Origin of the sequence: Thiobacillus sp. (assembly GCA_024235835.1) — a bacterium.
In the GTDB taxonomy this organism is placed as follows: domain Bacteria; phylum Pseudomonadota; class Gammaproteobacteria; order Burkholderiales; family Thiobacillaceae; genus PFJX01.
The window spans coordinates 643,406-663,405 of record JACKLQ010000001.1; the positions used below are offsets into that span (position 1 = coordinate 643,406).

Annotated in this window: 22 protein-coding genes; 3 read left to right on the plus strand and 19 right to left on the minus strand. The window is 63.7% G+C overall.

Going from position 1 to position 20,000, the window contains the following annotated elements; all coding sequences use genetic code 11:
• Nucleotides 1-22: 22 nt before the first annotated feature.
• The 6 genes from H6935_03160 to hfq form a co-directional block, all read right to left on the minus strand.
• Nucleotides 23-1,180, minus strand: coding sequence for an ATP phosphoribosyltransferase regulatory subunit (locus tag H6935_03160; GenBank protein MCP5277342.1), 1,158 nt, complete (start codon nucleotides 1,178-1,180; stop codon nucleotides 23-25).
• Nucleotides 1,181-1,196: 16 nt separating this feature from the next.
• Nucleotides 1,197-1,385 carry a DUF2065 domain-containing protein gene (locus tag H6935_03165; GenBank protein ID MCP5277343.1) on the minus strand — a complete coding sequence of 63 codons (189 nt, stop codon included), beginning with the start codon at nucleotides 1,383-1,385 and terminating at the stop codon, nucleotides 1,197-1,199.
• Between the two features lie 45 nt (nucleotides 1,386-1,430).
• The gene (gene hflC, locus H6935_03170) at nucleotides 1,431-2,303 is read right to left on the minus strand and encodes a protease modulator HflC (GenBank protein ID MCP5277344.1); all 873 of its coding nucleotides are present in this window, start codon (nucleotides 2,301-2,303) and stop codon (nucleotides 1,431-1,433) included.
• On the minus strand, nucleotides 2,303-3,493 hold the full coding sequence (gene hflK, locus H6935_03175) for an FtsH protease activity modulator HflK (GenBank protein MCP5277345.1): 1,191 nt from the start codon (nucleotides 3,491-3,493) through the stop codon (nucleotides 2,303-2,305). The genes hflC and hflK overlap by 1 nt, the downstream gene beginning before the upstream one ends.
• Nucleotides 3,494-3,578: 85 nt before the next feature.
• The gene (hflX, locus tag H6935_03180) at nucleotides 3,579-4,742 is read right to left on the minus strand and encodes a GTPase HflX (GenBank protein ID MCP5277346.1); all 1,164 of its coding nucleotides are present in this window, start codon (nucleotides 4,740-4,742) and stop codon (nucleotides 3,579-3,581) included.
• A 14-nt stretch (nucleotides 4,743-4,756) separates the two neighbouring features.
• Nucleotides 4,757-4,990: an RNA chaperone Hfq gene (gene hfq / locus H6935_03185; protein ID MCP5277347.1), complete on the minus strand. Its 234-nt coding sequence runs from the start codon at nucleotides 4,988-4,990 to the stop codon at nucleotides 4,757-4,759.
• Nucleotides 4,991-5,170: 180 nt separating this feature from the next.
• Here hfq and H6935_03190 point away from each other — a divergent pair, with 180 nt between their 5' ends.
• Nucleotides 5,171-5,548 (plus strand): hypothetical protein, encoded by a 378-nt coding sequence (locus H6935_03190; protein ID MCP5277348.1) that lies wholly within the window; start codon nucleotides 5,171-5,173, stop codon nucleotides 5,546-5,548.
• Between the two features lie 70 nt (nucleotides 5,549-5,618).
• On the opposite strand, the gene der is transcribed toward H6935_03190, so the two are convergent.
• From der to ndk, 9 genes are all read right to left on the minus strand, one after another.
• A complete protein-coding gene (der, locus tag H6935_03195; protein ID MCP5277349.1) occupies nucleotides 5,619-7,016 on the minus strand; it encodes a ribosome biogenesis GTPase Der in 1,398 nt (465 codons plus the stop codon).
• 84 nt (nucleotides 7,017-7,100) lie between these two features.
• Nucleotides 7,101-8,285 (minus strand): outer membrane protein assembly factor BamB, encoded by a 1,185-nt coding sequence (bamB, locus tag H6935_03200; protein ID MCP5277350.1) that lies wholly within the window; start codon nucleotides 8,283-8,285, stop codon nucleotides 7,101-7,103.
• Complete coding sequence (locus H6935_03205) at nucleotides 8,269-8,898, minus strand: tetratricopeptide repeat protein (protein ID MCP5277351.1); 630 nt, start codon at nucleotides 8,896-8,898, stop codon at nucleotides 8,269-8,271. Before H6935_03205 ends, bamB begins: the two co-directional genes overlap by 17 nt.
• Before the next feature lies 1 nt (nucleotide 8,899).
• A complete protein-coding gene (gene hisS / locus H6935_03210) occupies nucleotides 8,900-10,165 on the minus strand; it encodes a histidine--tRNA ligase (GenBank protein ID MCP5277352.1) in 1,266 nt (421 codons plus the stop codon).
• A 24-nt stretch (nucleotides 10,166-10,189) separates the two neighbouring features.
• Complete coding sequence (ispG, locus tag H6935_03215) at nucleotides 10,190-11,419, minus strand: flavodoxin-dependent (E)-4-hydroxy-3-methylbut-2-enyl-diphosphate synthase (GenBank protein ID MCP5277353.1); 1,230 nt, start codon at nucleotides 11,417-11,419, stop codon at nucleotides 10,190-10,192.
• Nucleotides 11,420-11,421: 2 nt separating this feature from the next.
• Nucleotides 11,422-12,357, minus strand: a complete 936-nt coding sequence (locus H6935_03220) for a helix-turn-helix domain-containing protein (protein MCP5277354.1) — start codon at nucleotides 12,355-12,357, stop codon at nucleotides 11,422-11,424.
• Nucleotides 12,354-13,145, minus strand: a complete 792-nt coding sequence (gene pilW / locus H6935_03225) for a type IV pilus biogenesis/stability protein PilW (protein MCP5277355.1) — start codon at nucleotides 13,143-13,145, stop codon at nucleotides 12,354-12,356. The genes H6935_03220 and pilW overlap by 4 nt, the downstream gene beginning before the upstream one ends.
• Nucleotides 13,142-14,323, minus strand: coding sequence for a 23S rRNA (adenine(2503)-C(2))-methyltransferase RlmN (gene rlmN, locus H6935_03230; protein ID MCP5277356.1), 1,182 nt, complete (start codon nucleotides 14,321-14,323; stop codon nucleotides 13,142-13,144). The genes pilW and rlmN overlap by 4 nt, the downstream gene beginning before the upstream one ends.
• Nucleotides 14,247-14,672 (minus strand): nucleoside-diphosphate kinase, encoded by a 426-nt coding sequence (gene ndk / locus H6935_03235; GenBank protein MCP5277357.1) that lies wholly within the window; start codon nucleotides 14,670-14,672, stop codon nucleotides 14,247-14,249. Before ndk ends, rlmN begins: the two co-directional genes overlap by 77 nt.
• A gap of 131 nt (nucleotides 14,673-14,803) precedes the next feature.
• Here ndk and H6935_03240 point away from each other — a divergent pair, with 131 nt between their 5' ends.
• Entirely contained in the window at nucleotides 14,804-15,460 is a 657-nt protein-coding gene (locus H6935_03240; GenBank protein ID MCP5277358.1) for an SPOR domain-containing protein, read from the plus strand.
• Here the strand turns inward: H6935_03240 and tilS are convergent.
• From tilS to H6935_03260, 4 genes are read right to left on the minus strand one after another with little or no spacing between them, the layout of a single operon-like run.
• Nucleotides 15,435-16,760, minus strand: a complete 1,326-nt coding sequence (gene tilS / locus H6935_03245) for a tRNA lysidine(34) synthetase TilS (GenBank protein ID MCP5277359.1) — start codon at nucleotides 16,758-16,760, stop codon at nucleotides 15,435-15,437. The genes H6935_03240 and tilS overlap by 26 nt on opposite strands.
• Nucleotides 16,753-17,718 carry an acetyl-CoA carboxylase carboxyltransferase subunit alpha gene (locus tag H6935_03250; protein ID MCP5277360.1) on the minus strand — a complete coding sequence of 322 codons (966 nt, stop codon included), beginning with the start codon at nucleotides 17,716-17,718 and terminating at the stop codon, nucleotides 16,753-16,755. The genes tilS and H6935_03250 overlap by 8 nt, the downstream gene beginning before the upstream one ends.
• 43 nt (nucleotides 17,719-17,761) lie before the next feature.
• On the minus strand, nucleotides 17,762-18,247 hold the full coding sequence (locus H6935_03255; GenBank protein ID MCP5277361.1) for a peptidylprolyl isomerase: 486 nt from the start codon (nucleotides 18,245-18,247) through the stop codon (nucleotides 17,762-17,764).
• A 1-nt stretch (nucleotide 18,248) separates the two neighbouring features.
• The gene (locus H6935_03260) at nucleotides 18,249-18,737 is read right to left on the minus strand and encodes a peroxiredoxin (protein ID MCP5277362.1); all 489 of its coding nucleotides are present in this window, start codon (nucleotides 18,735-18,737) and stop codon (nucleotides 18,249-18,251) included.
• Nucleotides 18,738-18,807: 70 nt separating this feature from the next.
• Here H6935_03260 and H6935_03265 point away from each other — a divergent pair, with 70 nt between their 5' ends.
• Nucleotides 18,808-19,932, plus strand: coding sequence for a cupin domain-containing protein (locus tag H6935_03265; protein MCP5277363.1), 1,125 nt, complete (start codon nucleotides 18,808-18,810; stop codon nucleotides 19,930-19,932).
• The last annotated feature ends 68 nt before the right edge of the window (nucleotides 19,933-20,000 follow it).

A 20,000-nucleotide genomic window follows, 5' to 3' on the forward strand; every position in this document is an offset into this window, starting at 1 on the left:
CCTTGGTCGATCCGGAGATGGGTTAGGAGTTCAGAGGCTGGATGGTCCAGCCATCGGCGGTTTTGTTCAAGATACGGTCACAGCCGGTTTCAGCGCGATGACCTGCCTGGCCAGGCAGTTCCACGACCACCCGCTCGCCGGCCTGGCGCAACTGGTCAATGCGGGCCTGCAGGCCGTCGTCCGCATCGTGGGGGGCGAGGATGCCGCCCCGGGCCGCGGGCTCGGCGAGGCAGTCCAGGATCTGGCGCAGGTCCAGGGAAAACCCCGTGGCGGGACGGCTGCGGCCGAACACGCTGCCGGCGCCGTCATAACGGCCACCCAGGGCCACTGCCCGGGCCTGGCCGCCGGCATAGGCGGCCATGACAACACCGTTGTGATAGCCGTCACCCCGCAGGTCGGACAGGTCCACGCTCACCTGGGCACCCTCCCCAGCCGCCAGCAGGCGGGAAAGGTCATCCAGGGCCATGTGGATGGCTGGCAGCTTGGGCAGAAGGGTCTTAGCCCGGTCCAGGGCCTCCCGGCCGCCATAGAGTTCCGTGAGGGCGCCGAAGCCCTCGCGCCAGGCCCTATCCAGGCCGGCGGTGAGGGCGGCCACCTCGGGCGCATCCTTCTGGCGCAGGGCGGCGAACAATTGGCTCGCCTTGTCCGCCTCCAGGCCCGAACCGGCCACCATGGCGTGAAAAAGGCCAGCGTGGCCCAGGCTGAGGCGCATGTCCGGCACGCCCGCCACCCGCAAGGCGGCCAGGAGCAGGGACTGGATTTCCAGGTCCGCCTCGATGCCGGCATGACCGAACAGTTCCGCGCCCACCTGGATGGGTTCCCGGCTGGCCAGCATGCCGGCGGGCTTGGTACGTAGCACAGGGCCGGCGTAGCAAAGGCGGGCAACCCCCTGGCGATTGAGCAGGTGGGCGTCGATGCGGGCGGCCTGGGGGGTCATGTCGGCCCGCACGCCCAGCATGCGGCCGGAAAGGCCATCCACCACCTTGAAGGTCTTCAGGTCCAGGTCCCGGGCGGCGCCCGTGAGGAGGGAATCCAGATACTCCACCAGGGGCGGAGCGATGAGGTCGTAGCCATAGCTGTCGAACAGGTCGAGGAAACGCCTGCGCAAGGCCTCCGCAGAGCGGGCGTAGGGTGGCAGGATGTCCTCGATATATTCGGGCAGAAGCCAGGCTGGAGTCATTGAACGGGGGAATTAGTTAAGGACGTGTCAACCAGAGGATCAGCAGCCCGGCCAGCATGGAAGTCAGTCCCATGAATCGCAACTGGCCATCATTGAACTGGGTCATGCGCAGAAAGGCCTCACGCCAGGCTGCTGGCGCGATGAAGGGCAGCACACCCTCCATGACCAGCATGAGGGCCAAGGCCGGCAGGAAGATGTCGCCCAGACTCACGCGTCGAATCCATTCGCCAGTTCCATGTCCGACAAAGGCTTACTTGCCGCCCCGGGGAGATTTCATGTAACGGAAGAACTCGGAGTTGGGCTGCAGCACCATTACGTCGTTCTTGCCGGCAAAGCTCTGGCGGTAGGAATCCATGCTGCGGTAGAAGGCATAGAACTCGGGATTCATGCCGTAAGCCGCGCCGTAGATGGCGGAGGCCCTGCCGTCGCCCTCGCCCTTGATGCGCTGGGCATCGCGGTAGGCCTCGGCGATGATGATCTCCCGCTGACGATCGGCGTCGGCTCGAATCTTCTCCGCCTCGGCGGATCCGGTGGAGCGCAGTTCGTTGGCCACCCGCTTGCGTTCAGCATCCATGCGCCGGTAGACAGATTCGCTCACCTCAGCGGGCAGGTCCACCCTCTTGATGCGCACGTCCATGACCTGGACGCCGAAGCGACGGGCATCCTGGTCCGCCTTGCCACGCAACAGGTCCATGACGTTGTCCCGTTCGCCGGACACCACGTCATGCACGGTGCGCTGGCCAAATTCGGCCCGCATGCCGTCGTTGACGGTCTGGAACAGGCGGTTCTCGGCCCGAACCTCGTCACCGGCGAAGCTGACGTAGTACTTCTCCACGTCGAAAACGCGCCACTTGATGTAGTAGTCCACCAGCACGTTCTTCTTCTCGGAAGTGATGAAGCGCTCCGGCTCCGCCGCGTCCAGGGTCAGGATGCGGGTATCGAAATAGCGCACGTTCTGCACGAAGGGCAGTTTGAAGTAGAGGCCCGGCGACTTGTGCACCTGCACGACTTCGCCCAGCTGGAACACCATGGCCGCCTGACGCTGGTCCACGGTGTAAATCGAGAGTGACAGCAGCAACAGCGCTGCCACCAGGGCGACGATCAGATTGACGGGATTTTTCATCATGGCCGTGCCTCCCGGTCGCGGCTGCGGAAGGCATCACGGGAGCGGAAAAGACTGTCCTGGGGAGTGGTGGTATTGGGCGTGGTTTGCGGTTGAATGGCTGGCTGGCTGTCCGCATTGACCTGGCCACTTGAGGTCAACTGCATGAGCTTATCCAGGGGCAGGTAGATGAGGTTGCCGCCCTGCTTGTCATCCACCAGCACCTTGGTGGTGCTGGACAGCACCTGCTGCATGGCGTCCTGGTAGAGGCGCTCCCGGGTCACCTGGGGTGCCTTGTTGTACTCCGCCAGGATCTGCTTGAAGCGAGAGGCATCACCCTCGGCCTGGGCAACCACCCGGGCCTTGTGGCCGTTGGCCTCTTCCATCAGGCGTGCGGCCACGCCCCGGGCCTTTGGAATCACGTCGTTGGCGTAGGCCTGGCCTTCGTTCTTCAGGCGCTCCCGGTCCTGGCCAGCCTTGACCGCATCGTCGAAGGCTGCCTGCACCTGTTCCGGCGGCTGGGCCTGCTGCATGTTCACCTTGCTGATATTGATGCCAGTCTTGTAACGATCCAGCAAATCCTGCATCAGTTTGGTGGCCCGGGCAGCGATGTCGGCGCGGCCTTCATAAAGCACATAGTCCATCTTGCTCTTGCCGACGATCTCCCGCATGGCGGTCTCCGCCACCTGTTTGACCGCATCGTCCGGGTGACGGTTGGAGAACAGATAGTCCTCCGGATCCTTCAGGGTGTACTGGATGGAGAACTGGAGGTCGATGATGTTCTCGTCGTCCGTCAGCATGAGCGCCTCGGATTGCACCTTGGCCTTCACGTTGTTGTGGTAGCCCACCTCCACCGTGCGCACCTGCTCGATGTTCACCACTTCAACGGTTTCCAGGGGAAAGGGCAGGTGCCAGCGGGGGCCTGGCTGGGTGCTTTCCAGGTATTTGCCAAAGCGCAGCACCACGCCCCGCTCGCCGGCGTCGACGATGTAGAAGCCGGAAGCCAGCCAGAGCAGCAGGGCCAGCACCACCAGCAGGGCTGCGCCACCGGGCAAATGGAAATCCTTGCCGCCGCCCGAGGATGAGCCCCCGCCGGAACCCTTGCGGCCGAAAAGGCCGTTCAGGCGGCGGTTGAAGTTGCGCCAGAGTTCGTCCAGGTCTGGAGGGCCATCCTGCTTGTCCTTGCCCCACTGGGGGTCGTTCCAGGCCATGGCAATGGGAGCCCCCCGCCGCATCGCGGCAAGAGGCCACAAGAAATATCGCTGCACGACCCAAAAGGGCACGCGCAAAAAATCTTTAATCAGATTCATTGATTTCCGCATCATTTTTAGACGGTGACCGGAGGATGCTGGCGCGATCGTTCGAGAGGTCGTTGGCCACTTCGCCCAACGCGTCCCGCAAGAGCTCAATACCCGCGCCAGTCCTTGCGGAGAGCCAAACGGCGGCGATCTTACCATACTCATCCCTGGCCAATTGGGGCTCCGTACCCGTGAGGTCGACCTTGTTCATGACCCGGATCTGGGGAACATGTTCCGCACCGATCTCCCGCAGCACCTTATCCACCTCTTCCATCTGGCGGGTGCGGTTGGGGCTGGCGGAATCCACCACGTGCAGCAGCAGGTCCGCATGGGCCGTCTCCTCCAGGGTGGCATGGAAAGCCGCCACCAGGGTGTGTGGCAGCCGGGTGATGAAGCCCACCGTATCGGAAATCACTACCTCCCTCCCCGCCTGGGGCACCCAAAGGCGACGGGAGGTGGTGTCCAGGGTGGCGAACAGCTGGTCGGCGGCATAGGCGCCAGCGTGGGTCAGGGTATTGAACAAGGTAGACTTGCCCGCATTGGTATAGCCCACCAGGGAAACAGAGAAGACACCGCCTCGCTGACGACCCCGGCGCTGCACCGCCCGGCTGCGGCCGTGCTTTTCCAGCTTGGCCTCGATGGTCTTGATGCGCTGGGCGATGATGCGCCGGTCCAGTTCAAGCTGAGTCTCGCCTGGACCGCCACGCATGCCGATACCGCCTTTCTGGCGTTCCAGGTGGGTCCATCCCCGCACCAGACGAGTGGCGTAATGTCGCAGCTGGGCCAGTTCAACCTGGAGCTTGCCCTCGTTGCTTCGTGCCCGCTGGGAGAAGATGTGCAGGATAAGGGCGGTGCGGTCCAGCACCCGGCATTGCAGATGGCGCTCCAGGTTACGCTCCTGCACGGGGGATAGCTCGTGGTTGAAGATAACCAGGTTTGCCCCCGCCATGCGCACCGCAGAGCCAATCTCGTCCGCCTTGCCGCTGCCCACGAACAGGGCGGCATCGGGCTTGGCTCGCTTGCCCTCCACCAAACCCACCACGTCCAGGCCGGCACTGGTGGCCAGCAGTTTCAGTTCGTTGAGATTTTCCGCGTAATCCGGATCGCCGAAATCGATGGCGGCCAAGACGACCGCCAGCCCGGCATCGGGCCGCTCAAACATGAAGCAGCACTAGGTCAGGCGTCCTCGCCAGCGCGCTGGATGGAAACCGGACGGGCAGGCACCACTGTTGAGATGGCGTGCTTGTACACCATCTGGGTCACCGCGTTCTTGAGCAGCACCACGTACTGGTCAAAGCTTTCAATGTGGCCCTGCAACTTGATGCCATTAACCAGGTAGACAGAAACCTGTACTTGTTCCTGGCGCAAGGCGTTGAGGAACGGGTCTTGTAGTTGCAGCCCTTTGCTCATGTAATTTCCTTATCGGGTCATTAGTTATAGGGCAGGGATTTTATTACCTTTTTGCCGAGGTTAGCCCTTGCCCGGGAAAAAACTTGTACGCGCAAACGCTTACCAAGGCAATGATTTCGCTGGGGGAGGAAGAGGTTTATTCTTGTTCTATGATTGAAACACAGCACATAGAGCGCATTGATGGAAATTCAAGCCATCAACACCATTAGCCAGACCACGACTCCACTGACGGGTTCCCGTACTGCCACGGAACCCCCACGGCAGTCGGGAGAGGTATTTTCCCAGCGCCTGGCCGCTCAAGTGCAGCCTGAAACCGAAGCCCAAAAACAGGCAAACTCCAGCAGAAAACCCGAGGACAATGCTAGCAACCAGTCCAGACCGGAGGATGAGCCGGCGTCTCTGGGACGCATACGCTTCGAAATGGATGACGGCACACGTGTCGCCAAATTCTTCGACACCAAGGATGTACTCATCTACCAGGTACCCCCCGAGGGCTCGATCTATCTGGTGCGGCTGAGGGAGCAGGCCGCACAGGACCAGGTTGAAACCAGTGCCTAGGTTCTAGACCGTTGCCACGTGGGCAGGAATATTGCCCACACGATGCGCCAGCTATAGCACGGTGGTGTTTTCAGCCGAATGCTTTCTTGCGGTGGCGCCGTTCGCGGCGGACCTTGTTGGCCTCCCGCTGGGTGAGGGCCTTAGGCTTGCGGTCCTGAAAGGGGTTGATGTTGGCCTTGAAATCCACCCGAAGGGGCGTGCCAGCCAGGTCGAAGGCCTTGCGGAAGGTATTCTCCAGGTAACGCTTGTAGTCGTTGGTGATGCCTTCCAGATGGTTGCCGTGCACCACGATCACCGGGGGGTTGCTGCCACCCTGATGGGCATACTTCGGCTTCGGCCGGAACAGTCCCGACTTGGAAGGCTGATGCTGGGCCACCGCCTCATGGAGAATCTTGCTCAGCCTGGGGGTGGACAACTTCACGAAGGCGGCGGCATAGGCCTCGTCCACGGATTTCAGAATCCCGCCCACGCCTTGGCCGTGTAGCGCGGAAATGAAGTGGAAGCGGGCAAAGGAGAGAAACTCCATGCGCCGGTTCAATTCATGCTTGAGCTGATCGCGCTGATAATTGTCCATGCCATCCCATTTGTTGATGGCCACCACCAGGGCCCGGCCGGCTTCCAGGATGAACCCGGCCAGGTGGGCATCCTGGTCGCTGATCTGCTGGTGGGCATCCAGCACCAGCACCACCACGTTGGCGTCCTCGATGGCCTGCAGGGTCTTCACCACCGAGAACTTCTCCACGGCTTCGAATACCTTGCCCTTGCGGCGCACCCCGGCGGTATCGATCAGGGTGTAGGGGCGACCGTTCTTCTCGAAATCCACGTAGATGGAATCCCGGGTGGTACCTGGCTGGTCAAAGGCGATGACCCTTTCCGCGCCCACCAGGGTGTTCACCAGGGTGGACTTGCCCACATTGGGGCGACCCACGATGGCGATCTTGGGATGGTCGTCGGCCCCCTCTTCCTCCGCGGCATCATCAAAGTACTCCAGGGCCAGTTCCACCAGCTCACGTACGCCTTCGCCGTGTGCACCCGAGATGGCCACCGGCTCCCCCAGCCCCAATTCGTGGAACTCCGCGCACACCACGCCCCGATTCATGCCTTCCGCCTTGTTCACCGCCACGAATACGGGCCTGCCCGTGCGGCGCAGGCGCTCGGAGATGATCTTGTCCTGGGGCGTGATGCCGGCGCGGCCATCCACCAGGAAGATGATCACGTCCCCCTCGTCCACCGCCTGGAGGGTCTGTTTGGCCATTTCCGCCATGATGCCCGTGTCGGCAACCGGCTCGAAGCCCCCTGTGTCCACCACCAGATAGGGTTTGCTGCCCACCCGACCATGGCCGTAGTGGCGGTCCCGGGTCAAGCCAGGCAGGTCATGAACCAGCGCGTCCCGGGTCTTGGTGAGGCGGTTGAACAGGGTGGACTTGCCGACGTTGGGTCGGCCGACCAGGACTACGGTGGGTTTCATGGCATTGAAGGGGGGAGGGTTACGGGTGAAGGGCTACAAACACTGACATCAAACCCTCTACCGTTCACCCGCCCCTTACCCTCTTTACTGGATCTTGAGCGCATACACGCCGCCATTTGCCGTCTGCACCACCAAGCCGGACCTGAGGGGGATGATGACGCCCTGAATGGCGCTGCCATCGGTGGCAGCCCGGGCGGCAAAGGCGCCGTCGTCCGTGCTAACCAGATGGACATAGCCCTGGAAGTCCCCGGTGGCCACATAACGTTCTGCCACGGCGACGGGGGTGGAGAGCCGGCGGTCCCGCAACTTGTCCTGTTTCCAGGGATTGGTGCCCCGGGTCTTGTCATAGGCCAGCAGGGCACCGTGCTCATCCGCCACGTAGACCATGCGATCGTCCATGTCCACACCCCTGAGAGCGGAGACCTCCCGGGCCCAAAGAGCGTTGCCCCGCACGGCGTCAAAGCAGGCCACGCGACCCTGGAAGGCGGCGGCACAGACCCGTTTATCATCCATGGACAGGGGCCCCACCACGTCGGCGATCCGCTCCAGTTCGCTGGCGCCCCGGGGCAGGGCCACGTTGGATTCCCACAGGGGCGCCCCATTCTTGAGGGACAGGGCGGAGATGCGTCCGCCAGCATGGCCGGCGAAGAGCGCATCGGGCGTCAGCAGCAAATGGCCCTGTTCCCGCAACGTCAGGGCGGGCAGGCTACGCCCCGCACTCCAGCGCAGCCTGCCGTCTGCCGAGTCCAATAGCGAGACATGGCCGTCATTGGCCCGGGCAGCCACTAGCCCATGAGCCGCCACGGGGGGCACCAGGATCTCGCCCGACAGCCTGGCGGACCAGGCCCGGGTACCATCCTTGGCCCGGAAGGCCAGCAGTTCGCCCTTGGGCGTGCCTACCAGCACAAGGCCCTCCCCCACGCCCACGCCGCCGGAAAGAACCTGGCCCGCCTCGGCGCGCCAGACTTCCCGGCCACTGGCCAGGTCCAGCTTGACGATGCGGCCATCACGTCCCGCGGCATAAACCGCCTCGCCGTCCGTTGCAGGAGAAAACGCGTAGACCCCCGCCGTGCCCACGCTGGCGTCCCAGACCCTGCCGAGACTGGCGCTGGCCTTGAATTCCACCAGCTCGGCGGGCTTGACCGCCGCCTTGCCTGAGCCAAACCAGCCACCGACCGTTGAGGTCACCGATGAACATCCCCCCAGGGCAAGGGCCAGGACAAGGACAGCAAACGCGGCACCGGCTTTCACATCAACCTCCCAAGGCATCCAGACGCATTTCCACCAGGGGCTTGAGGGAGCTCTTGTCACCGAGTTTCTCCACGGCTTCCTTGTATGCCGCCCTGGCTTCCTCCTGCTTGCCCAGGCTCACCAGCACGTCGCCCTTGAGTTGGGCCGCCAGGCCGGCGAAGCTCGGATCGTAAGTTTCGTTGAGCAGCGCCATGGCACCCGCCGCATCCTTTTCCTCGAACTTCAGTGCGGCCAGGCGCAGGCGGGCCAGCTGTGCCGTGCCCTCGTCCCGGGCATGCTCCAGGGCATATTCATACTGGGCGCGGGCACTCTTCAGGTCGCCCGCTTCGTAGTTGACACTGCCCGCCAGCCAGGCGGCGGGCGTGGCGTAGGCGCTGCGGCCATGGTTTTCCATGATCTGGGCGGCTGCATCCTTGGCGCTCTTGGCATCGTTCATGCCGGCCGACTGGACCACCCGGTCGAACAGCATGGAGGCCTCGGCGGCCTGGTTGCGATTCCAGGTTTCCCAGGCACGCCAACCCCCCGCCGCCGCCAGGAAGACCGTCACGCCCCAGATGACCTTGTTGCCATGCTGTTTCCACCAGGCCCTCGCTTCGTCAAGCTGTTCCTGTTCTTCAAGATCGTATGCCATATCAGAACCCTTTCAGAATATCCGCTGCCAGGCCCAGGGGGACCCGGCGCTGCTCGCCCTCGGCGCGCAATGGTTTCACCGCCACCTCGCCGGCCGCAGCTTCGTCGTCCCCGATGACGACGGCATGGCGGGCCCCGCTGGCATCGGCCTTCTTCATCTGAGATTTGAAGCTGCCACCACCGCCATGGGTGACGACCCTTAGGCCCGCGTCCCGAAAAGCCTCCGCGGCCACCAGGGCAAAGCGAGCGGCAGCCTCGCCCACGTTCACCACGTAGGCATCAGGACCGATGGCCTCGGGCACCAGATCGGCCTCCCGCATCATCACCAGCAGGCGTTCCACGCCCATGGCGTAGCCGCAGGCAGGCGCAGGCTTACCTCCCAGCTGGGCTACCAGGCCATCATAACGTCCTCCGGCGCACACCGTGCCCTGAGCTCCCAATTTATCGGTGACCCATTCGAACACGGTGGAGTTGTAGTAATCCAGACCGCGCACAAGGCGAAGGTTCACGCGATAGGGAATGCCCGCGTCGTCCAGGCCACGCTTCACCGCCTCGAAATGGGCCAGGGCCACCTCGTCCAGTTCATCCATGAGTTGAGGCGCGGCCTCCACCAGGGACTGCATGGCGGGATTCTTGGTGTCCAGGATGCGCAGGGGATTGCTGTGCAGGCGGCGCCTGGCGTCCTCGTCCAGTTCCGGCTCGTGGGCCTGGAAATAGGCGACGAGCTTTTCCCGATGCCTGGCCCGGGACTCGGCGCCACCCAGGGAGTTGATCTCCAGGCGAATGAATTCGCCCAGGCCCAGGAGCTTCCACAGCCGCGCGGTCATGAGCAGGTGCTCGATGTCCAGGTCCGGACCGGCAAAGCCCAGGGCCTCCACTCCCACCTGGTGGAACTGGCGGTAGCGACCCTTCTGGGGACGCTCGTGGCGGAACATGGGGCCCCGATACCAAAGCCTCTTGCCGCCATCGAACAGCAGGTTGTGCTCGATGGCCGCCCGCACGGCGGAAGCGGTACCTTCCGGGCGCAGGGTCAGTGATTCGCCGTTCAGTTCGTCGACGAAGGTATACATCTCTTTCTCGACGATGTCGGTCACCTCGCCGATGGCCCGCTTGAACAGGCCCGTATGCTCCAGGATGGGGGTGCGCATCTCCGTGTAGCCATACTGGTCCAACCAGTCCTCGACAATGGTCTCGAAGTGACGCCACAAGATGGAATCGGCGGGCAGGATGTCGTTCATGCCGCGCACGGCGCGCATTTGGTTGCTCATGGTTATGGTTCTTGGTCAGGTGCTTCAGTTCTTCTTCGTGCCGTAGGTGCGCTGGACGTATTCTTCGACGATGGCCTGGAACTCCTCGGCGATGCGGTCGCCCTTGAGGGTCACGGTCTTCTCGCCGTCCACGTAGACGGGGGCCACGGGCGTCTCATTGGTGCCGGGCAGTGAAATGCCCACGTTGGCATGCTTGCTTTCCCCCGGGCCATTCACCACGCAGCCCATCACCGCTACGCTCATGTTCTCCACGCCCGGATATTGTCCCCGCCAGGCGGGCATCTGGTTGCGCAGCCAGTTCTGTATCTTCTGGGCCAGTTCCTGGAAGAAGGTGGAGGTGGTGCGACCGCAACCGGGACACGCCGTCACCAGGGGAGTGAAGGAGCGTATGCCCATTGTCTGCAGGATCTCCTGGGCCACCTGGACCTCGGTCGTACGAGGCTCTCCGGGCTTGGGCGTCAGTGACACCCGGATGGTGTCACCGATGCCCTCCCGCAACAGCACTGACAGGGCCGCCGTGGATGCGACGATGCCCTTGGATCCCATGCCCGCCTCGGTAAGGCCCAGGTGCAGGGCGTAGTCGCTGCGGCTGGCCAGGTCCTGGTAGACGCTGATCAGGTCCTGCACGCCGGAGAGCTTGCAGGACAGGATGATGCGATCCGCACCCAGCCCCAGTTCCTCGGCCCGCCTGGCGGAGTCCAGGGCAGAGGCGATGAGGGCGTGGCGCATGACTTCCCCCGTATCCAGGGGCGACTGCCTTTTCGTATTCTCGTCCATCATGCGGGCCAGGAGTTCCTGGTCCAGGCTGCCCCAGTTGACGCCTATGCGCACCGCCTTGCCGTAACGGACCGCGGCCTCCACCAGGGTGGCGAACTGCTCGTCCTTCCTGGCCCCTCTGCCCACGTTGCCCGGGTTGATGCGCAGCTTGGCCAGGGCCTGGGCGCACTCCGGGACGGCCTTGATCAGGCGGTGGCCGTTGAAGTGGAAATCTCCCACCAGCGGCACGTTGCAGCCCATGGCCTCCAGCTTGTCGCGGATGGCCGGCACCGCACGGGCTGCCTCCTCGGTGTTGACGGTTATGCGTACCAGTTCGGAACCGGCCTGCCACAGCTCGTAGGTCTGGGCCACGGTGGCCGCCACGTCCGCCGTGTCGGTATTGGTCATGGACTGGACCACCACGGGGGCACCGCCCCCAACAGGCACATGGCCTACCATGACCCGGCGAGTGGGTCGGCGCACGATGGTCTTGGACATGGTCATTCCAGGGTAAGGCGGGCCACTTTCTGGCCGATGAAGGGCGTCAGATCGATGGGGTGGCCGTCATAGGTCAGACGCACCTGGGCCGCCTCCCCCACCACCAGCTTGAAGGGGGCCGCGCCGGAGATGCTGTCAACGCCACCGGCGCGGATCAGCTTGGAAAAACGCTTGCCACTGCCGTCCACCACCTGGATCCAGGCATCCTGGGAGGCCAGGAAGCGCAGCATATGGACGCCGGTGTCACCTTGCTTCGGCGATTCCTTAGTTTTTGCCAGCGATTCTTCGTCGGCGAGGACGGGCTTGGTTGGAAATTCCACCACCACGGGGGCCGAGGGAGGAGACACGTTGGACGCCTTGGAGACGGGTGACGGCGCAGTGTGGGCGGGAGGGATCGTATCGGCATCGGCATCGGCCCTATCCACCACAGTGGAAGGCTGGGGCAACACCACCTCGCCTTGTCGCTGGCCGGCATCCGAGGAAACCGGCAAGGTTCGGGTCACCACAGCGGTGGTGGTCTCCACGGCGGTCTGGGGCACCAGGGCATCCTCACCCTGGCGCAGCCACTGGTAGAGCACCGCCACGAATATGACGAACACACCCAGGATCAGCAGGGGCACCAGGAGCCAACGCCTGAGGCCCCCGGAACTCATGGTGACCCCCTCGCTGTGGGCCGTGATGGTTTCAGAAACTGCCGCCTGGGCATCCATGGGGGCGATGAGTTCATCCGCATCCAGGTCCACAAGCCGGGCGTAATTGCGCACGAAACCCCGCAGAAAGACGTCGCCGGGCAGGTGGGCCACGTCCTCAGATTCCAGGGCTTCCACCTGGCGCACCGTGAGCTTGAGCTTGGCAGCCACGTCTGCAAGGGACAACTCCTTGACAAGCCTGGCGCTTGCCAAAGCCTGGCCGTAGCCAGGCCTGAGCAGTTCTCTCATAGCAGGCCTCCAGATTGATCATATTGGCCCATGATCAACCACTGGGTCTGAAGGGATTCTGGAAAACGGCGCCGCAACTGGGCCCCGTAGCTGTTCTCCGCCGCCCTGTCGCCCAGGGCGCGTTCCACTCGCACCCCCAGCCAAAGGGCCTGGGCGCTCAATTCCCCCTGGTTAGACAACTGGCGCAGTTTGCCCCGAGCCGCCAGCAGGCGCTGGCCGCGAAAATCCACCTCGGCCATGCCCAGCAGGGCGGATCCCAGGTTGGGCGCCTGCCGCAGGGCCCGGGCGAAATACACCTCCGCCTTGGCCAGGTTGCCCTGGCTCAAGGTGCAGGCGCCACCGTTGACCAGGGCGGTCTCCGGGGTGGCGTAGAGGGGATTGCCGAGGGCCTGTTCGAAGTGGCCCAGGGCCTCATCCATTCTGCCGCGCTGGCAAAGGAACAGGCCGTAATTGTTATGGGCCTCGGGATTCTGGGGCTGTAACGATATGGCGCGACGGAAGGCTGTCTCGGCCTCCTTGTCCTCCCTCAACGCGGCCCGGATCAGGGCCAGTATGTTGTAGGCCTGGGCATAGTCGGGTTCAGCGGCCAGGGCGATGTTCACCTCGTTGAGAGCCACGGAATACTGGCCCCGGGAGTAATAGCCGGCAGCCAGTTCCGCATGCACCTTGGCACGGTACAGGCTGCTGCTACCGGGAGGACTCTCCGGGCCGGAACCGCCACCTGCAGGTGGCACGGGGGCGCAGGCAGCCATACCGAGGAGGACCAACGATGCCAGGACTCGCTTCATGCCGTGAACTCCATGGGCTGTACCTCGCGCCGCTTGACACGCCTGGACTTGTCCTCCACCTGGCCCGCCAGCTGGCCGCAGGCAGCGTCGATGTCGTCACCACGGGTCTTGCGGGTGGTGGAAATCTTGCCCTCGGCCATGAGCCGGTGGGCGAAGCGGCGCACCACATCGGCCGAGGAGCGCTTGAAGCCCGAGTCGGGGAACGGGTTGAAAGGAATCAGATTGAACTTGCAGGGCACATCCCGGGTAAGTGACAACAATTGCTCCGCATGTTCCGGCTGGTCGTTCACTCCGGCCAGCATGACGTACTCGAAGGTGATGAAATCCCGGGGTGCGTTGTCCAGATAGCGCTTGCAGGCGGCCATCAATTCCTTCAGGGGATACTTCCTGTTGATGGGCACCAGCTGGTCCCGCAGGGCATCGTTGGGTGCATGGAGGGACACCGCCAGGGCCACGGGCTGAACTTCCCTCAGCCGGTCCATGGCCGGCACGATGCCCGATGTGGACACCGTCACCCGCCGCCTGGACAGACCGTAGGCGTGGTCGTCCAGCATGAGGGACAAGGCCACCACGGTGTTGTCGAAATTGAGCAGGGGTTCGCCCATACCCATGAGAACCACGTTGGAAATGATGCGTTCACCCTTGGGATCCCGGCCCATGGCCTTGTTGGCCCACCACAGCTGGCCGATGATCTCCGCCACGGACAGGTTGCGGTTGAAGCCCTGCCGACCCGTTGAACAGAAGGCGCACTCCAGGGCACAGCCCACCTGGGTGGACACGCATAGGGTGCCGCGCTCGTTCTCGGGGATGAAGACGGTCTCGACCCGGTTGTTGGGCCCCACTTCCAGGAGCCACTTGCGGGTGCCGTCGTCCGACACCTGTTCTTGCATCAGATGGGGCGGACGGATTTCCGCCACCTCCGGCAGCTTGGTCCGCAGGGACTTGGCCAGGTCCGTCATCTGCTCGAAATCGTCCACCCCATACTGATGCAGCCACCGCAAGACCTGGCGGGCGCGGAAGGGCTTCTCACCGATCTCGGAAAAGAAGGCGGTGAGGCTGGGAAGATCGAAATCCAGCAGGTTGACGCGGCTCAATGGGATCTCAGCGTGAGAAGATCTCGCAGGCGGGGAAGAAGTAGGCGATTTCCACGGCGGCGGTTTCGGGGGCGTCGGAACCATGCACGGCGTTGGCGTCGATGCTCTGGGCGAAGTCGGCGCGAATGGTACCCGGTTCGGCTTTCTTGGGGTCGGTGGCGCCCATCAGTTCCCGGTTCTTGGCGATGGCGTTCTCACCTTCCAGCACCTGGATCATCACGGGGCCGGACATCATGAAGTCCACCAGATCCTTGAAGAAGGGGCGCTCCTTGTGCACGGCGTAGAAACCCTCGGCTTCGGTGCGGGACAGCCAGGCCATCTTGGCGGCGACGATCTTCAGGCCGTTGGTCTCGAAGCGGGAATAGATCTTGCCGATGACATCCTTGGCTACGGCGTCGGGTTTGATGATGGAAAGCGTGCGTTGGGTAGCCACGTTGAATTTCTCCGGGATTTGTTGGAAGGAAAGATGTTGAATTGATGCAAAAAAGCGCGCGCAAGGTACCACGAAACGCCCCTAAAATAAAGGCGATCCGCCCCGTCGGCGGGCATGTTGAGGAGACCTGAATGGCGTCGGAAAACGACCTGCCGGACAACGAGGACGTCAAGAAAAAAGCCCTGGCTCGACTGGCTGTAGCCGGTCTGGTGACCGCCGCAGCCCTAGGAGGACTGTGGTGGCTGGATCAGGGCAAGCAGGCACCGTCGAAGACGGCGGCTATTCCCACGACCCAACCCGCTCCCATCCGGCCGGCCCAGACGCCGGAACCTGCCCTGCCCCAGGTTGAACCCATGTCGGAAGCGCCGCAGGAATCCGCACCCCAGGCCGAGCCCAACGAGGCCGCAGTCCCCCAGGAGGCACCGCCCCCGCCCCGGGTGAGCAATGCACCTCGCCTGCCCGCCTCCATCCCGGATTCTCCCCCATCCAGGCCAGGCCATGCGCCAACCCAGACCACACCCTTGCCGCTACCCCACGTCCAGCCTGCACCGGCACTACCCGCCACCTCGGCCAGCGGCCATTTCGTCGTGCAGATCGGTGTCTTCAGCAGTCCCGCTCGGGCGGAGGAGCTGGTGCGGCGCCTGAAGGAAAAAGGCATCCGGGCCAGCACCGAGACCCGGGTGCACGTGGGCCCCTTCCTGAACCGTCAGGAGGCGGGAAAGGCCCAGGCCGAGATGCGCCGTCTGGGCATGGACGGCGTGATCACCACGGCGGCGCCCACGCGATAAGCCAGCCGGGCCTGCCCGGCCCGGCCCGGCATTCGGTGTTCTCCCCAAGTCCGCCCACCCAGGCCACCCGGCCATCCACTTCCACCACGGGCAGCCAGGGGCGCAGCCAGGGCGGGATACCCGCCTCCCGCAGGAGGTCCTTCACGGGCCTGGCCAGCTGCCCGGGCCTCAACCTCAGGCGATCACCGCCCCTACGATGGCGTACCAGGACGTCATGGCCGAGGAGTTCGACTCCAGCCCCTTCCCGGGCCTTGAAATCCAGCCATCCCGCCAACCCCAGATCGAGTTGGACCTCGCCCCGCCAGGGCTTGCCGAGGTCCGGCACCGGGGCATACATGGCGCTGGGCACCACCTGGACCCGCCCCTGGAATCGAGCCACGCTGGCCCCGCCGAAATCGACACGCACCTGGCTGTTGGCGCACGCCTCCCGCAGTTGCCGGGTGGCCTCCATCAGGGGCGCCCGGCGCACCTGGACCCCCGCCTGCTCCAGTACCCGGCGCAGCAGGTTGCGGGCGCGGGCCTCCGGCAAATTTGACAGGATCGACGTATCCAGGCCTCTATGGTCCAGGGCAGAGGCGCCATCGCTGTCCGCCAGGGCGTCCAGCAATGCCGACCATTCCGCGAACTGCTCCGCCGCCCTGGTCAGGGCCGGGGACATGCCGGGAACCACGGCATCCAGGAGGGGCAGCAGGGTATGGCGCACATGATTGCGGGCAAGGCTGGGGTCCAGGTTGCTTTCATCCTCCACCCAGCTCAGGCCATGTGCCTTGGCAAAAGCCTCCAGCTGGGTGCGAGTGAGCCCCAGGAAGGGCCTCAACAACAGTAGCTTGCCTGGCACGAGCTGTCTGCACTCGGGCATGGCGGACATGCCCTTGGCGCTGGCCCCACGGCGGAGTTGCAACAGCACGGTTTCGGCCTGGTCGTCCTGGTGCTGGGCCAGCAGAATGGCGTCCGCATCCTGTGTCGAGAAAACCTGGTAGCGTGCCTGACGGGCTGCCGCCTCCAGGCCCTGGCCCGCGGGATTCACCCGTACGCGATGCACGGTAAGGGGAATTTCCAGGGCATCGCACACGCCCTGGCAATGAGCCGCCCAGGCGTCCGCTTGCGGTGACAGCCCGTGATGCACATGCACCGCCGAGACGGATAGATGATGCAGCTGTCTCAGGCCCGCCAGGGCATGGAGCAGTACCGTGGAATCCAGTCCTCCGGAGTAACCCACGGCCAGCCGCCCACCTGCGGGCAGGAATCTTGCAAGACAGGCCGCGATGGCCCGCTGGGCTTCTCCGCCAGGGTCAGGCACGCCCTTCCTTGAACTTGCCATACCCCATTAGGCGGGCGTAGCGGTCGTTGAGCAGGGCGTTTAGGGGGCGTTCGCGCACCTCATTGAGGGCATCGGACAGGGCGCTGCGCAGGCTTTCCATCATGGTCTCAGGCTCCCGGTGGGCACCGCCCACGGGCTCGCTGACCACCTGGTCCACGAGCCCCAGGGTCTTCAGACGGTTGGCGGTGATGCCCAGGGTCTCGGCCGCCAGAGGCGCCTTCTCGGCGCTCTTCCACAGGATGGAAGCACAGCCCTCTGGCGAGATGACGGAATAGGTGGCGTATTGCAGCATCAGCACCCGGTCGCCCACGCCGATGGCCAAGGCCCCCCCGGAACCGCCCTCGCCGATGACGGTACAGATCATCGGCGTCTTCAGTTCCGCCATGGCGTAAAGGTTGCGGGCAATGGCCTCCGACTGGCCCCGCTCCTCCGCGCCGATGCCCGGGTAGGCCCCGGGGGTGTCGATGAATGTAAGCACTGGCATGCGGAATTTCTCCGCCATGTGCATCAGGCGCAGGGCCTTGCGATAGCCCTCCGGACGGGGCATGCCGAAGTTGCGGTACTGGCGTTCCTTCACGTCTCGGCCCTTCTGGTGGCCCATGACCACCACGGGCTCCCCGCCAAAGCGGGCCACGCCGCAGACGATGGCAGGATCGTCCGCATAGGCGCGGTCGCCGTGCAGTTCCTCGAACTCGCTGAACAGATTCTGGATGTAGTCCAGGGTGTAGGGGCGTTGGGGATGGCGGGCCACCTGGGAAATCTGCCAGGCATTGAGCTTGGCGTAGATCTGCTTGGTCAGGGTCGCGCTCTTCTTGCGCAGACGCTCGATCTCCTCCGAGATGTCCAGACCCGGGTCGCCGCGCACTTCGGACAATTCCTCGATCTTGGCTTCAAGTTCGGCGATGGGTTGTTCGAAGTCGAGAAAGGTCACCTTCATGTCGAATCGGGCCTTGATGAAAGGGGTTGGATTTTACAAGGGGTTAATGCTGGTGCCCGTGAGGACCATGGACGTGGCCGTGGGCCACCTCTTCCCCGCTGGCCGCCCGCACGTCCTCCACCCGGCACTGCAGGCGCAGGGACTGGCCCGCCAGGGGATGGTTGCCATCCACTACCACCTTGCCATCGGCGATGTCCGTCACGGTGTACAGCAAATGGTGGTGGCCGTCCTCGCTGCTGCCTTCCAGCTGCATGCCCACAGAAACGTTCTCGGGAAACAGATGGGCGGGTTCCACACGCACCAGCTCCGCGTCGTATTCGCCGAAGGCATCGTCCGGCTCCAGCAACAGGTCCAGGGCCTCGCCGGTCCCCTTGCCCTCCAGGGCCGCTTCCACCTTGGGAAAGATTCCATCGTATCCCCCATGGAGATAGGCGGCTGGGTTGTCATGGGTGGCCTCTTCCAGCATGTCGCCGGCGAGGGTGGTCAGTTGGTAGGTCAGTGTGACCACCGTGTCTTTGCCAATTTGCATTTCACAGTTCCCGCACGAGTTTCAATACTTCCGCCGCATGACCCTTGGCGTTCACTCCGTAGAGCGCATGGCGGACGATGCCTTGCTTGTCGATGACGAAGGTGGAGCGGACCACGCCTTCCCGCATGACCCCGTCCACTTCCCTGTTCACCAGGACGCCGAAGGCCCGGCAGGCGATGCCGTCCTTGTCGGCCAGGAGCCGCACGCTGATGCCGTGCTTGTCCCGGAAGGCGCCATGGCGAATGCAATCGTCCCGGGAAACGCCCAGTACCGTGGCGCCTTGGCGGGCGAAATCCATTTCCAGGTCACTGAACTCGATGGCCTCCGTGGTGCAGCCAGGCGTATCATCCCGTACATAGAAAAACAGCACCAAGGTGCCGGCCTGGTCTCCCTGCAGGCAGTCTGCAAGCCGGCAGACGGACATGTCTGCGTCCGGCAGTTCAAAGTCTGGCGCGCGGTCACCCGCCTTGATGGCGCCTTCGTTCAGCATCTCGAATCCTCATCAAACAGAGCCCGGGCATTATATGAGCAAAGCCTCCGACACTACTCCCAGCTTTTCCATGGATGCCTTCTCCCTGTCGAGATTGCTGGGGGGCATGAGCCCGGCCATATTCCTGGCCGAATATTGGCAAAAGCAACCCTTGCTGGTACGCCAGGCCCTTCCGGGGTTCGGCGGCTGGCTGGGGAGGGATGGTCTAACCCGGCTTGCCTGTCGCGAGGACGCGGAAAGCCGTGTGGTGCAGTACAAGCGTGGAGCCTGGCATCTCCATCATGGCCCCTTTGCGGCGGAGGAACTGGAAAACCTCCCGGCCAAGGGCTGGAGCCTGCTGGTTTCCGGCGTCAACCACCTCATGCCCGAAGGCGATGCGTTGCTGAATGCCTTCGATTTCGTGCCCCGAGCCCGCCTGGACGACCTGATGGTCAGCTTCGCGCCCAAGGGCGGCGGCGTGGGCCCCCACTTCGACTCCTACGATGTGTTCCTGATCCAGGGCCTGGGCCGCCGTCGCTGGGAAATCAGCGACCAGACGGACCTGTCCCTGGTGCCGGGGGCCCCGCTGCGCATCCTGCGGCAATTCGAGCCTACCCGTTCCTGGGAACTGGAACCGGGGGACATGCTCTATCTGCCGCCCCGCTTCGCCCACAATGGTATCGCCCTGGGAGAATGCATGACCTGGTCAGTGGGTTTTCGCTCCCCCACCGCCCAGGAGGTGGTCAGCCAATTCCTCAACCACCTGCAGGACCACCTGGATGTGGCTGGCATTTACGCCGACCCGGGCCTGAAACCCACGCGCCACCCCGGGGAAATTCCAACCCGCCTGTTGGACTGGACCGAGGCGACGATAAACCGAACCCGCTGGAACAAACGATCCATCAAGGAATTTCTGGGCCGCTACCTCAGCGAACCCAAAGCCCATGTCTTTTTCGATCCTCCGGCGCGCCCCCTGACCCTTAACGCATTCAAACAAACCATCGCCAGGAAAGGTTTACGACTGGACCCCCGCACCCAACTGCTATTTCGCGGACGCTCATTTTTCATAAACGGCGAGCAATTGCTGGCTGCGGCCGGCATTGCCAATACCCTGCGCCAGTTGGCTGACCACCGACACCTCCCCCCCATCAATATCCAGGAGGAATTGGTGGAAATTGTTTACGTTTGGTACCGTGCAGGCTACCTAATAGTTTGATAGAAAATTATTTCTATCAAATCGCCGAGATATAAAAAATACTTCTATCAAGCCCGTAAACCCTCTAG

Excerpts from the sequence above, each read along its gene's own strand:
- H6935_03160 (MCP5277342.1), bottom strand. The coding sequence starts at position 1,180 with ATGACTCCAGCCTGGCTTCTGCCCGAATATATCGAGGACATCCTGCCA.
- hflC (MCP5277344.1), bottom strand. The coding sequence starts at position 2,303 with ATGAAAAATCCCGTCAATCTGATCGTCGCCCTGGTGGCAGCGCTGTTG.
- hflK (MCP5277345.1), bottom strand. The coding sequence starts at position 3,493 with ATGGCCTGGAACGACCCCCAGTGGGGCAAGGACAAGCAGGATGGCCCT.
- hflX (MCP5277346.1), bottom strand. The coding sequence starts at position 4,742 with ATGTTTGAGCGGCCCGATGCCGGGCTGGCGGTCGTCTTGGCCGCCATC.
- hfq (MCP5277347.1), bottom strand. The coding sequence starts at position 4,990 with ATGAGCAAAGGGCTGCAACTACAAGACCCGTTCCTCAACGCCTTGCGC.
- H6935_03190 (MCP5277348.1), top strand. The coding sequence starts at position 5,171 with ATGGAAATTCAAGCCATCAACACCATTAGCCAGACCACGACTCCACTG.
- der (MCP5277349.1), bottom strand. The coding sequence starts at position 7,016 with ATGAAACCCACCGTAGTCCTGGTCGGCCGACCCAACGTCGGCAAGTCC.
- bamB (MCP5277350.1), bottom strand. The coding sequence starts at position 8,285 with ATGCCTTGGGAGGTTGATGTGAAAGCCGGTGCCGCGTTTGCTGTCCTT.
- H6935_03205 (MCP5277351.1), bottom strand. The coding sequence starts at position 8,898 with ATGGCATACGATCTTGAAGAACAGGAACAGCTTGACGAAGCGAGGGCC.
- hisS (MCP5277352.1), bottom strand. The coding sequence starts at position 10,165 with ATGAGCAACCAAATGCGCGCCGTGCGCGGCATGAACGACATCCTGCCC.
- ispG (MCP5277353.1), bottom strand. The coding sequence starts at position 11,419 with ATGTCCAAGACCATCGTGCGCCGACCCACTCGCCGGGTCATGGTAGGC.
- H6935_03220 (MCP5277354.1), bottom strand. The coding sequence starts at position 12,357 with ATGAGAGAACTGCTCAGGCCTGGCTACGGCCAGGCTTTGGCAAGCGCC.
- pilW (MCP5277355.1), bottom strand. The coding sequence starts at position 13,145 with ATGAAGCGAGTCCTGGCATCGTTGGTCCTCCTCGGTATGGCTGCCTGC.
- rlmN (MCP5277356.1), bottom strand. The coding sequence starts at position 14,323 with ATGGTTCCGACGCCCCCGAAACCGCCGCCGTGGAAATCGCCTACTTCT.
- H6935_03240 (MCP5277358.1), top strand. The coding sequence starts at position 14,804 with ATGGCGTCGGAAAACGACCTGCCGGACAACGAGGACGTCAAGAAAAAA.
- H6935_03250 (MCP5277360.1), bottom strand. The coding sequence starts at position 17,718 with ATGAAGGTGACCTTTCTCGACTTCGAACAACCCATCGCCGAACTTGAA.
- H6935_03255 (MCP5277361.1), bottom strand. The coding sequence starts at position 18,247 with ATGCAAATTGGCAAAGACACGGTGGTCACACTGACCTACCAACTGACC.
- H6935_03260 (MCP5277362.1), bottom strand. The coding sequence starts at position 18,737 with ATGCTGAACGAAGGCGCCATCAAGGCGGGTGACCGCGCGCCAGACTTT.
- H6935_03265 (MCP5277363.1), top strand. The coding sequence starts at position 18,808 with ATGGATGCCTTCTCCCTGTCGAGATTGCTGGGGGGCATGAGCCCGGCC.